General features: G+C 28.4%; 11 protein-coding genes and 1 pseudogene. 3 read left to right on the forward strand and 9 right to left on the reverse strand.

Annotated elements, in window-relative coordinates; genetic code table 11:
- Window positions 1-32 precede the first annotated feature (32 nt).
- On the reverse strand, window positions 33-1337 hold the full coding sequence (locus H8S20_RS08340; RefSeq protein WP_032117705.1) for an MATE family efflux transporter: 1305 nt from the start codon (window positions 1335-1337) through the stop codon (window positions 33-35).
- Between the two features lie 386 nt (window positions 1338-1723).
- On the opposite strand from H8S20_RS08340, the gene H8S20_RS08345 reads away from it, so the two are divergent.
- Window positions 1724-2452 carry a hypothetical protein gene (locus H8S20_RS08345; protein WP_186859832.1) on the forward strand — a complete coding sequence of 243 codons (729 nt, stop codon included), beginning with the start codon at window positions 1724-1726 and terminating at the stop codon, window positions 2450-2452.
- A 121-nt stretch (window positions 2453-2573) separates the two neighbouring features.
- On the opposite strand, the gene H8S20_RS08350 is transcribed toward H8S20_RS08345, so the two are convergent.
- Window positions 2574-3404, reverse strand: coding sequence for a phosphatase PAP2 family protein (locus tag H8S20_RS08350; RefSeq protein WP_032117703.1), 831 nt, complete (start codon window positions 3402-3404; stop codon window positions 2574-2576).
- Between the two features lie 128 nt (window positions 3405-3532).
- Here H8S20_RS08350 and H8S20_RS08355 point away from each other — a divergent pair, with 128 nt between their 5' ends.
- Window positions 3533-4402 carry a methionyl aminopeptidase gene (locus H8S20_RS08355; RefSeq protein WP_186859833.1) on the forward strand — a complete coding sequence of 290 codons (870 nt, stop codon included), beginning with the start codon at window positions 3533-3535 and terminating at the stop codon, window positions 4400-4402.
- Window positions 4403-4517: 115 nt separating this feature from the next.
- Here the strand turns inward: H8S20_RS08355 and H8S20_RS08360 are convergent, their stop codons facing one another.
- From H8S20_RS08360 to H8S20_RS08375, 4 genes are all read right to left on the reverse strand, one after another.
- The gene (locus tag H8S20_RS08360; protein WP_186859834.1) at window positions 4518-5561 is read right to left on the reverse strand and encodes an SPFH domain-containing protein; all 1044 of its coding nucleotides are present in this window, start codon (window positions 5559-5561) and stop codon (window positions 4518-4520) included.
- A gap of 46 nt (window positions 5562-5607) precedes the next feature.
- Window positions 5608-6315 carry a PspA/IM30 family protein gene (locus H8S20_RS08365; RefSeq protein WP_032117700.1) on the reverse strand — a complete coding sequence of 236 codons (708 nt, stop codon included), beginning with the start codon at window positions 6313-6315 and terminating at the stop codon, window positions 5608-5610.
- A 240-nt stretch (window positions 6316-6555) separates the two neighbouring features.
- A complete protein-coding gene (locus tag H8S20_RS08370; RefSeq protein ID WP_186859835.1) occupies window positions 6556-8001 on the reverse strand; it encodes a YybI family spore inner coat protein in 1446 nt (481 codons plus the stop codon).
- Window positions 8002-8233: 232 nt separating this feature from the next.
- Entirely contained in the window at window positions 8234-9313 is a 1080-nt protein-coding gene (locus tag H8S20_RS08375) for a collagen-like domain-containing protein (protein WP_186859836.1), read from the reverse strand.
- A 630-nt stretch (window positions 9314-9943) separates the two neighbouring features.
- Between H8S20_RS08375 and H8S20_RS08380 the strand changes: the two are divergent.
- Window positions 9944-10261, forward strand: a pseudogene (locus tag H8S20_RS08380) (3D domain-containing protein); the annotation flags it as partial.
- A gap of 196 nt (window positions 10262-10457) precedes the next feature.
- Here the strand turns inward: H8S20_RS08380 and H8S20_RS08385 are convergent.
- The 3 genes from H8S20_RS08385 to H8S20_RS08395 form a co-directional block, all read right to left on the reverse strand.
- Window positions 10458-11450 (reverse strand): aromatic acid exporter family protein, encoded by a 993-nt coding sequence (locus H8S20_RS08385; RefSeq protein ID WP_042281316.1) that lies wholly within the window; start codon window positions 11448-11450, stop codon window positions 10458-10460.
- A gap of 15 nt (window positions 11451-11465) precedes the next feature.
- On the reverse strand, window positions 11466-12152 hold the full coding sequence (locus H8S20_RS08390; RefSeq protein WP_032117698.1) for a PHP domain-containing protein: 687 nt from the start codon (window positions 12150-12152) through the stop codon (window positions 11466-11468).
- A gap of 116 nt (window positions 12153-12268) precedes the next feature.
- Window positions 12269-13369 (reverse strand): DHHW family protein, encoded by a 1101-nt coding sequence (locus H8S20_RS08395; protein WP_186859837.1) that lies wholly within the window; start codon window positions 13367-13369, stop codon window positions 12269-12271.
- Between the last annotated feature and the right edge of the window lie 4 nt (window positions 13370-13373).

The raw sequence follows: 13373 nt of genomic DNA on the forward strand, positions 1-13373 counted from the left end.
ATTAATTTAGTATTTTATCATAATTTTTATATTTAAGCTGCTAACATTTCAGCTGTTGACTCTTCAACATTTGTTTTAAATCTCATAGTTATATAAGTTGCAGTTTCAGCTACTATTGCTGCTGCCCATATTCCATTTACCCCAAATATCTTTGATAAAACAAAGATACTTATTGGTAAGTATACTACTGATCTTAAAATACATACAATATTCGAATACTTAGGTTTCTCTATTGCTTGATAGTATACTAAAGTATTTAAATTTAACCCCACTGCAAAATAACTAAATATATTTATTTTTATAGCTGTAAATGCCATATTAGCTAAATTACTATCATTAGTGAATATATTAATTAAGTTAGGTCCAAATAGATATACTACTGCTGTAAATATCGCAGTTATTAAAATTATTGATCTACAAGTTATCTTATAAAATCCTAACATTTTTTCTGAATTTCTTCTACCATAATTATAACTTATAAGAGGTTGTACTCCTAAAGTTACACCGTAAAGTACCATATAAACATTAGTTGTTAGGTAATTCATTATACTATACGCGGATATACCAACTTCTCCAACTATTTTAACAATAGCTATGTTATGCAATAAAACTATTACTGAATAACTAGCTTGTGCAAAAAACGATGGGAATCCTATCACACAGAATTCTTTTATTCTTTCTTTTTCTATCTTAACTTTTCCAAAACTTAAATATCCCTTTTTCATTAAGAAATGTGGTAATAAGATTGCAACAGTAACTATTTGTCCAAGTCCTGTAGCTATTGCAGCTCCCTTTATGCCCATTCCTAATGGGAATATAAACACATAATCTAATATAACATTTGTAATAGCTCCACTTATAGTAGAAATCATAGCAAGCTTAGGTCTTCCATCATTTCTAACAAAACTATTTAAAACTATTCCAACTAAGTTTGGAATACAGAAAAGCGCATAAAATCTTAAGTACTCAACAGATAAAGGTTTTATATTTTCTGTAGCTCCTAAAACAGTTACAATTTGATTAGTAAATATAATACATATCAAACTAATTCCTATACTTATTATAAATAAGAATTTAAATACTTGTCTAAAAATATTTACAGCCTTATCTACTTTTTTAGCTCCAATATTTTTTGATACTAAAGCTCCTCCCCCAATAGCAAACATATTAGCAATACCAAATAACATAACAGTAAAAGGTAATACTATATTAACAGCTGCTAAAGCTAATGATCCAACACCTTGTCCTACAAATATTCCATCAATAACTGTATATAATGCTGAAGTAAACATTGCTAATGCTGATGGAATAGCATATTTTAAAAACTCCTTAGTCATAATTACCACCCTTATTTTTAAATTTTCCTTCCACATTATAAACTCTATTGTAACTATAGAGTCAATAAGTTTTATTAATTTTTCTTATAACTTTTATATTATATGTCATTTAATAAATTCTTACCTTTTGGTAAATAATACTACTATGGATGGGTTTTCTTATTTATCTTGGAGGTATTAAATTGTTTTTCTTATTTAAATCTATAGGCTTTACTATCTTATTTATACTAAAATCTTCGTATTATACTTTATTGCTTATGTATAAAATTTTCATTTTACTTTTTAAAATTATACGATTTTTATTTATAAATAAATTTCTAAGAGTGCCTACTATATTATTTATATTGGGATTACTATTTCATCTTAACTTTTCAATACTTTCTACTATGTACTTTATATACTTAGTACATAATGTTGCTTTATATAAAGGAATTTATAATAATATTTATAACAATATAAAAAGGTTTGTTAATGAAATTAAAATTAACGCTAATATAAAAGATATACTTAAAGCTCTTCCAACTAGTAATGTAGTATTAAATAATATCTCTTTAGAAAATGACGAAAGGTCCCTTAATATATACCACTTAGCTATTACCCCAAACGGGCTATACAACATAATACCATTATCATATTTTTTAGATACTAATTACTCTAAAGAAGCTGCTAATAGTCTTATTTATGATATATACAATGAAACTGAAAACATTAAAAATCTACTGGATGATATTATTGAAGAAGATGTACCTTTAACTACATTAATATTATCTCCAGAAAGTGATATAGAAAATACTATTAATATTGATACTTTTAAATTAATTGAAGAAAATCAACTTCCGTTTATAATAAATTCAAGTGAAAATGTTAATACGCCTTTAGACATAGATACAGTAAAAGAACTTATTATAGAAAATAAGGCATGGTTTTTAGATAAGGTTTGGATCAGATTTACATATTTTATAGGTAACAATAGAAAAATACTATCTTTTTTTATGTTATGTCCTATAATTTATTGCATTTATATGATTATTTTAACTATATTCTACAGTGCAATAACGATGATTATTAGTGATTTTTTTAGATTCCTTACAGAAATATTTAATTCTAAATTATAAATTTTCAATTCTAAATTAAGGTGGAAACTGCTTAGGCAGTTTCTTTTAAGATTCCTTTCAAGGAATTTCCCCCTTAATTTATCATTTATAATTCAAAATTATAAATTAATAAAGCATTGCTTTATATTTTAAGCTTTTTAAATATTGCCGGATATACTCCTATTCCTACAAATGTTACTATTGTATATCTTATAAAATGGAATATTAATTCATTAGGAAAAATTAATTTTAATCCTGATTTAATTACAAGTAAAATTGCTATACCTATAACAACTCTTAATACTTTATTAATTAAGCTTCCCTCAACTGAAAAATTAACATATCTCTTTTCAACAATTACACCTAAAACAAATCCTAAATATGTTCCCATTCCTTTTATAAAATCTGGAGACTGCGCAAATATTAATGCAGGTATAAAACATAAGAAAGTTATTACATAAAGTAAGTTTCTATTATTAACAGAATTAAATAATTTATATGTTATTATTGCTATTATAAGTCCAAAGATTATTCCTACTACTACATCCTTAGGATAATGAACACCTAAGTAAAGTCTTGATATCCCAACTAAAAAAATTATAATAGTAGCTAATATATAAATAATTCTCTTTCTAAAGTATATAGCTATACTTCCATAAAAAGATGCTGCACCTTGGCTATGTCCGCTTGGAAAGGAGTATCCTGTAGCTGTTTCAGCTCTTAATGTTCTAATTCCCTCTTCTCCAATAGGCCTCTTCATTTTAAATATATCTTTTACCGCATTATTAAATAATAAGCTTGTAAGTGATGAATAAGCTACATACTCTCCAAACTTTTTATCATACGCCCAATATATAGTTGTTATTATAGATATTAATATTAACTCTTCACCAAACATAGTGAATACTTGAAATAATATATCTAGAAATGGATTTGATATACTCTGAATAGCTCTTATTATTTCTAATTCCATACTTCCTCCTCTATCTCCATAAATATAATTTATAATATAATTTTATATCATTATTATACTTATTATCAACATTTCTAATTTAGTAGTATAATAATTATTATAGTAATTAAAAAATTAAGGAGAACAATATGAACATTAATAGAAATGCACCATGCTGGTGCGGTAGCAATAAAAAATATAAACATTGTCATCTTGAATTTGACAAAAAATTATTTTCTTATGCCCAAAGAGGTGCTATTATTCCTCCAAGAAGTATAATTAAAAACGAAGAACAAATTCAACGTATAAAAGAAAGTTCTAAAATAAACACTGCAGTTTTAGATCTTGTATCAAAAAATATAAAAGTTGGTATGAGCACAGATGAAATAAACACAATAGTTCATGAGTTTACAGTTTCTCAAGGCGCTATTCCTGCTCCACTAAACTTTCAAGGCTATCCAAAAAGTGTTTGTACATCAATAAATGATGAAGTTTGTCACGGTATACCTAGTCCAGAGGTAATATTAGAAGAAGGAGATATTATAAATGTAGATGTTTCTACTATATATAATGGATATTTTTCTGATGCTTCTAGAATGTTTAAAATAGGAGAAGTTCATCCTGACCTAGATAAATTAGTAGATGTGGCAAAAGAGTGCTTAGAAAAAGGATTAGAAGCAGCTAAACCTTGGGGCTTTATGGGTGATATAGCAGAAGCAGTTCAAAAACATGCTGAAAGCAATGGCTATTCTGTCGTTAGAGAATTTGGCGGACATGGAGTAGGCTTACAATTCCATGAAGAACCTTTTGTATCTCACGTTGGTAAAAAAGGTACTGGTATGCTATTAGTTCCAGGTATGATTTTCACTATTGAGCCTATGATAAATATGGGAAAACCAGATATTTTTATTGATTCAGAGGACGATTGGACTGTTTTAACAGAAGATGGATATCCTTCCGCACAATGGGAATATACCGTTCTTGTTACAGAAACAGGAATAGAAATTTTAACTTATTAACTTATTCCCTAGTAAAATTTCAATGCTTTATTAGGTGATAATTTATAAATGACAAGTGACAAGTTTTGAATCAGCTTAAGCTGATTCAATTTCCTAACTTATCACTTGTCATTTTTTAAAGTTTATTTCCGCATTCACTACAGAACTTAGAATTTTCATCTTGTTTTGCTCCACACTCAGAACAAAATTTCTTTTTAGAGCTTTCTTCTACTTTTACTATCTTCTCTCCGCAGTTTGGACAAAACTTAGCATTGTTATCTACATTACTATGGCAGTTTGGACAACTATTTGAATTATGAGTATCATTCTTTGAATTATCCATGTTACTCTTCATTTCTTTTGCCATTTGCATTCCCATTTGCATTCCTATACCAGCTTGAGCCATATTGCCTATTGAGCTTCCAGGATTCTTTTCCATAGACTCAACCATAGCTACATTTTGGTAGTGTCCTATATTTCCAACCATCCCATAAGCAGCATTTTTATCTATCATACTTTGAACTTGTTCTGGATAATTAAAGTTTTCAATTGTTACTCCAGTCACAGTTAAACCTATTTGTAAAAGTTGCATATCTAAATCTATCTTTAACCCTCTTGCTATATCTGCTGAATTTACTTGAAGATTAAACATATTTTTCCCTTCTTTTACTATCCATTTCATTAGAAGGCCATCCATAATAGCTGATGTACGTGTCTTAATATCCTCAACTGTAAATTGGCTCTTTATCCCCGCAACTTTATCTATTAAAGTCATATAATCATCAATTTTTACTGTATAAAAACCAAAACATCTTATTGGCATGCCCCCTGGCATACCTGGCGCTGGTATATTAATTGGACTTTTAGTTCCCCATCTTACTAAAAACTCTTTTGTGTTAATAAATAAAACTTCTGCTCTTAGCCCACTATTAAATCCAAACTTAAAGCCTTTTAAAGTTGATAAAAATGGGATTATTTCAGTTTCTACTTCATAATTTCCCTCATCAGTAAATACACCTTCAACTTTACCATTTTGCATAAAAATAGCATCTTGACCTGGTCTTATTATTAATCTACTATTTTTCTTTATTTCGTTATTCTTCCACATCCAAAAGATAACATCATCTCTTGTCTCATTCCATTCAATTACATTTAAAAGTTGGTTTTTAAATAATCCCATCTTTACCTCCGTTATATATTAAAAGATAATCCTATTTAATATTATACTACTCACTTTTTAACTTATTTAACATATCTTCAACAGCGTCATTGTTTCCCTTTAAAGCTGCAAGTTCATCCTCTACAGATGAATTATTAGTGTTATATTTACCCATTAAATCATCTATATCATCAACTGGTTTAGCATTTAATTCTGCCATTGCATTTGCTTCATCTAACATTCTATTTGCCTTTTCTTCCATTCTTGCAAAAGAATCCATACTAGCAGTTGATTTATTAACGCTATTTCCTATTGAATTAACTTTTTCTTGAATTTTAGCTGTTGCCATCTTAGCTTTTATAACAGCTCTTCTTTCATTAAGTTCTTCAATTTGACTTGATATTTTGTTATACATAGATTTCATTTTATCTGAATTTGATCTTGCTGTATCATATTTTGTTTGTAATAAAGTTAATTTTTCAGAAAGAGTTACCTTTTTCTCTAAAAATCTTCTTGCATCATCATCATTTCCTGCTGCAACAGCTCTTTTAGCATAATCCAGCATTTTATTAACTTCTACTTGGCATTCATTAAGTTCTCTTTTTGCTCTGCTTTCTTCCGCCATAACTGAAGCTGTTTCTACTTTTACTTCATTTAAATCCTTATTTAAGTTTCTCATTAGTTGATCTACCATTTTAACAGGGTCCTCACACTTATCTAGCATAGCATTAATGTTAGAAGACATTATATCAGTGAATCTCTTTAATATTGACATGCAAATTCCTCCCTTAACTTTGTATATTCTATATTATAGCATATTATATAAGCTTATTATATTTTTTTCCATCCTTATATATTACTGTATACTTCCTTGTGTTATCCTTTATAAAAAAGATAACTTTAAATATATATATTTCTAAGCATCTACAGAAAAATCCAAGTTTTCACATCAAAATAAATATGCTTTTAACAAAATATATAAATAATTTAAAGTTATCTTAATTAAATGTCTATTTTATTTACTTATACTCTTTCTTAACCTCTTCAACTCTTGTACTGAAGGAAATGGATTTTGATTTTTCAAGGCTCTATTTATATTATCATAAGCTTCTTTCTTCTTCCCAGCCTTGCATTGAGCTTGAATTAAATAATATAAATATTGTGGTGTCTCTCTAGATTTATTTATTAAATTTTTATAGTAATCCTCTACCCGCAAGAAATAATCTTTATCATCTTTATATGTTTTTTCTAAAACTTCCCCTCTTAATGTATAAATTTGTACATTATAAGCCTCTCCTGTTTCATGACTCCATAAAGCTATATTTTTTCCACCTCTAGAATTGCTTGAATCACAAAGTTCTATTTTGGAGTAGTTTAATTTATCCCCTTTCAAAGTCTTTATAAATTTACCTTCCTTAAAATCTAGTATATCTAATACTGACCATATACCACCAATTCTCCATCCTACTACTATACTTTCTCCGCCTTTTTGCTTTATCTTATCAATTATTAAATCTGATATATCATATCCTGTTCCATCTATATTGTCTAAAAACTTAACAACACCGTCTATCTCTCTAAATGCACTTAAATACTGTACATCTTTATACTTATATGCACATAGTATTTCCTCATTACCATCTCCATCAATATCTGCCTTAATTAATCCATTTCTTCCACCAAACTTGTTTAAATTTATTAACACAACATCATCAGGCAACTTACTTATAATATCTTCTTTTAAATCATTTCCCCTTGATAGTTCTGAAACATCTTCTCCATAAGTTGCTGCAAACTGTTCTATAACCTTTGTTTTACATTCCTCTAAGGAAATAGTACTAATAACTTCTCCAAGCGTACTTGAGTTTGTAATTCCAATAATCCTTTGATATGCTTCTATCCTCATAATATTCGAATCTAAATCTACTAATGGATATACAGTATTTACATATGATACTGATGGATCAGTATCTGTAATTATTTTCCCATCCATATCATATATTTCACTAAGATTATTTTTATTTATAGTTGATATATCCATAATGTATTTCTTCTGTAACTTATCACAAATCAACTCAAGCTTAAAATCATTTAAATATCTACACTTATATTTGTACTTATCTGAGAATGTATCTGTGTTAAATATTTCCAAAAGTTTTCCATCATCATAATGATATATATTTGCTATAGCATAATTGCCACTACCTCCACTTTCTCCATATATAAGTATATCTTCAGTGCAGTCATCACAAAAACTTCCTAAAAAAAGTTTAAAATTGTATCCACCTAACTTTAATGGATATTCCTTCTCTCCTATATCATCAGACTTAATTAGAATACATAAATTTTCAATGAAATTACTATCTTCATTAAATTTATCACCTTTTAAACATACTAAATCATCTTTTGATTCTTCTGTAACCTTTCCCCTTTTCGTATCAATAATTACTTCTTTCTTCAATTTATCCTCTCTAAGAAATTGTTATATAATTATATATTATTCATTAATTGATTTATCGTGTATTTACTTTAATCTAATATATCAGTTCTGAAAATCTCCTTACTAAAAAATAGAATCGTTTTACTTTCCATATGCTATGTTATATAAAAGCAATAATTAAATAAAAATATTAAAAAGGAACTCATCTACTAAATGATTTGAAAATCATTTAGTAGATAGCTCCTATATAGTTCTATTTCAATCTAACTATAGAAATAGTAACTGCATAAATATTTACTGGAGTATTTCCTTGTGTTAAGTTAGTCAATCTTATAACTCTATCTTCACATAAATTTACAATAGTATGATTAGCTATATTATTTAATCGTGTATCATCTGAAACTGAAGCTGCAAATTGTGATGCTGGAACTTTATCTCCATTAACATAAGTTAAAGTAAATGATACATCTCTATTATTAGAACTACATCCATTACCTGAAGTAAAAGATACTGAATACTTTATTAAATATGATGCATTACCTTTTAATCTTATCTCTCTACTATTAGCTGTGTGAGTTATATTATCTCCTACTATTTCATTAGTAGTAAATGGTACATTCTCTCCAGTATTCAATGCAACATTTGGATCATCTACTGTTCTATAAACTATACCAAAATCTCCAATTGTTCCCGCTGGTCCTGTTGCTCCTCTTAGTCCTTGAGCTCCTGTTGGTCCTTGTGGTCCTGCTGGTCCTACTGGTCCTGCTATTCCTTGTTGTCCTGCTGGCCCTACTGGTCCTTGTGGTCCTTGTATTCCTTGTGGTCCGCATGGTCCTGTTGCCCCTCTTGGTCCTTGTGGTCCTGTTGCTCCTGTATCTCCTTTTGGTCCTCTTGGTCCACATGGCCCACATGGTCCGCAATGTCCGCATGGTCCACATTCTCCTGGCTCACCTTTTGGTCCTCTTGGTCCACATGGTCCCGGTTCACCCTTTGGCCCTCTTGGTCCACATGGTCCGCATGGTCCGCATGGTCCGCAATGTCCGCATGGTCCGCATGGTCCACATTCTCCTGGTTCACCCTTTGGTCCTCTTGGTCCACATGGTCCTTGTGGTCCTCTTGGCCCTCTTGGCCCTCTACAAACATAACATTTTTCACATTCTTCATAGTTTTTGCAATGACATTCATGTTCTTCATATTCCTTAGAATAACATTTTTCTTTTTCTTTTTTATTAGAAGAGCACTCATGTTTTTCATAGTTGTTAGATGAATATTCATCTACTGAATTATAATCATCACTATCATAATAATAATAATCTCTATTATTTTTATCCATTTTTTCCTCCTGAACTATCCCCATTTTTTTATCTTTTTACTGTTTACTTATAATATATGCTATGCCCTACTATTTTTTTTGTGATTATATTTATACAAACCTTTGTATTTTTCAACTTTTTTCGATTAGCAAACTATAAAATTATAGGTATTTAAGGATTATATTGTAATTATTTTTTTCTTGATATAGCTTTTTCTTCCCTCTTCTAACTCTTTGAAATAACTTATATAAGCATCAATTGGATAAATACCCCAAAGGCCTCTTTGGGATATTTATCCCTGTGAAATTTATCCACACTAATTTGACAAGCCCCAAAGGCTCTGTTTATACTTAATACTCGATGGACACAAGCTAGTTTTTGGAGGTGTAATTTTGTTTAAAAAACTTTTTTTATCATTAACCGTTATTACGCTATCAACACTAACTTCTTTTCCAACATTTGCTGATATACTATCTAAAACAGATAATATATCTAATCATGAATTTAGATATAATGAATTTAAAGAGAATTTAAATACTGTTGAGAAGTTAAATAAAATAATAGAAGCTACTAAAGAAGTTTCTACTAACAATATTACGGTTAAAAATACAAATAATAGTAGTACTACTGATAGCAATACTACTATAACTAACGAAAATATTAATCCTGGTTATATAAGTAATTTCACAATGGAAAGTACTGCTTATACTGGTGATACTATAACTGCTACAGGTACAGTTCCTGTTAGAGATTCAGAAGGAATAAGTACAATAGCTGTTGATCCGTCTATAATCCCACTAGGATCATTGTTGTATGTTGACGGATACGGATATGCTATTGCTGCTGATACAGGTGGAGCAATACAAGGAAATATAATTGACTTATACCTTAATTCTTATGATGAGTGTATGAATTGGGGTAGACAAAACGTCTCGGTATATTTAATTGCATACCCTGGACAATGGTAATAAGCTGTTCGCTAGTATCACAATGAAAATTTCTACCTTTGGCAAAAGAAATATTTTGCTTACGCAAAGGAGAAATGTTCAGTAAGCTGAAAATAAACAAATGCCTACGGCATATATGATATATCTGCTGTAGGCATATTTTTCTACACTGAAAGTGTATATCGCTCTGACGAAGTCATATTTCTCTTAACTTTAGCTAACATTTATCTTGTGAGAAATGCGAACAATATATTTTATTATTTAATATAAAGTTCCTTTTAATATTTAAAAAATCTTCCATATCATTTAAAAGATTTAGTAATTGAGCCCTATTTTCAAATTCTTCTCTTGTTTTTGGAAGCTCCATATTTTTATATTGTAGCTTTAACTTTTCTAACCTATATAAATGTTCTTTGCAATCATTATTTTCTCTAATATCTTCTGCAACTCGCTTTAAAAACATAGCCATGTTTTTCATCTGATCAACTGGCATACTAAATCTCTCAAAATTTTTTCTCATCTTTTTAATAGTATCAAACTGATTTCTTCTCATAGCAATATAATCTGTGTAATATGATGAACTCTTAAAAAAATTATTATTCACAATTTTATATGCAGTAATATTACTACGAATTAAATTCTTCTCTATATCATCCATTATTTTTTGCTCATCTATATCTACAGTTTGGGTTAATAATGATTTAGACATCTTTAACAATATAACTTTATATTTTTCCTCTATCCATATCTTATCTTTTCTAAACTCATCCTCTAATGCAGGCATAAACAAATTAGCTATAGACGCTACCCCTATACCTATTATCATAATTCCAAACTCATTTATTATTAGAGGTAAGTCTATCTTATCTGCTACTAATAAATGCGTAGATAAGACAACAGACGCAATCATCCCTTCTTGTATTTTAAGTCTAGACGTTATAGGTATTAATATTAATAAAAATATTCCAAAGCTAATAGCTCCATTCCCTAATATTCCATAAACGATTAATGATAATATTTGTCCAATAATACATGCAACAGCTCTATTTCTTCCTACTATTAAAGCTTTCCTTCTAGTATCTTGAATTCCTAAAATAGCTATAACTGCAGCTACTGTTGAGTACTTAAATCCAAGAGATTCCCCTATAACTAAGGCTATAGTTGCACTTAAAGCCATCTTAAAGGCTAGATTATAAATATATTTCACCATATCCCTACTTTCTTTTCATTTGCTATTTAATACTTCTAAAAAACTTTCTATTTCTTCTCCATCTAAAAATACATCACCAATACACCCATGTGCCCTATAATAATCATATCCATTATGATAATCAGAGCCAGCTGTATATATAATATTTCTTTTATTAGCTACTTCAATAAAATAATTGGTATCCTCTTCTGTATTGGCAAAATATTTAGCTTCAATACCGTCAAAATCCATCTCTATTACTTCATTAAAAACCCCTCTTGGCAATAAAACAGGATGAGCTAATACTACAACAGCACTAAAATATTTAAGTATTCTTATCCCCTCTTCAATAGATATTTTTTTATTACCTCTATTTAATGTAAGTATATCTCTAAAGCGATTTTTTATATACGATATATTTCCTTTTTTAATATTATTTATTGTATCTATAAATAATTCATTTTTATAAACATCATAATTAAAATATCCTAATATATGAATTCTAATACCTTTATATCTAGTAGATAGTTCCAACCCTGGTATTACTTTAACACCATGTATTTTACCATATTCTACTGCTACTTCAACACCGTTAACAGTATTATGGTCTGTTAATGCTATAATATCTAAATTTCGTTTTTTTGCAAATAATATTATCTCATCTGGCTTTAAAGCTCCATCCGAAGCTGTAGAATGAATATGAAAATCTCCTCGCTTATACATAATATTTTTCCTAATTATAATTTTAGTTGTTATACACTATCATTTTATAAAAGTTTATTGTCTTTGTTCATTATTAACTTATAATTGCAAATTAAAAGAGATATCTTTTGATACCTCTAATATTTTAATCTAATTATATTTACATCTCTAGTAAAATTAATAAAATTATATAGTATTAATACATCCTGAATATTGTTATTATTTATATATTGATCTACTTTTTCTTTAAAAGTTCTTAAATCAATAACATGTATCTCTTCAAAGTTTTGAGTTAAATAAGGTACTAATGAATTAGCATAGGAGTCTTTGATAACTGCTATTTTTTTACCATTACTTAAGTTACTATTTTTTATAACCGTTAAAGCATTATTACCTTTTAAAAATAATGCATATTTATCTCTTAATTCTAATTGTGAATAATCATATATTGAATCATATTCTTCCCCTAGAATACTCATAGTAACTCCGCTTACATCTAAATAACTAAAAATATCTGGCTCCACATTAAAAGGCTTTGCCTTAGAAAAATATGTTCCGTAAAAATTATCTACTTTCGTAACATCTCCTTCTTCTAACTTTATAGGAATTTCCCCTATACTCTCAACAAACTCTTTATAAGCTAAATATGCTCCATATACAGTCCAGTGATGATCAGTTCTATAGTAAATATATTCATTTTTATTTTCTTTCATAATCTCTGATAAATTAATATTATTTGTATCGACTATATTTTCATATATATACTCTATATTTTCTTCTTGTGGAACTAAAGGAGCAGCTTTAGGAACAAGCTCTTTATATATTTCATAAGAGTTAGGAGCTATCATAAGCGACACCTTAGAAGGGACCTTATCTTTAAATATCTTTATAGCTTCAATATTATTTAAAAATCTAGTATTGTCAAAACTCGAATACTTTTCAAATAAATACTCCTTATCCCCATATATAATTCCGTTATTTTCAATTTTACCTAAACAATATTCACTTCTCGATTTTATATCAATCCATCCATCTCTAAATATAAATTGATCATTAATATAACTTTCATAGTTTTGCTGAAAGCTATTATCCCAAAAAGCGTCTACTGTAAACTTTACTTTTTGCTTTAGATTTCTATTCTCCAAGTCAGAAAAAGTTTTATCTGGCTTTAATATATCTAATACACTTAATAAAACTACTACTATAAAAAAACTATATAATAAATAATTTTTTTTCATCATA

This window comes from Clostridium hominis, assembly GCF_014287825.1.
In the GTDB taxonomy this organism is placed as follows: Bacteria; Bacillota; Clostridia; order Clostridiales; family Clostridiaceae; genus Clostridium; species Clostridium hominis.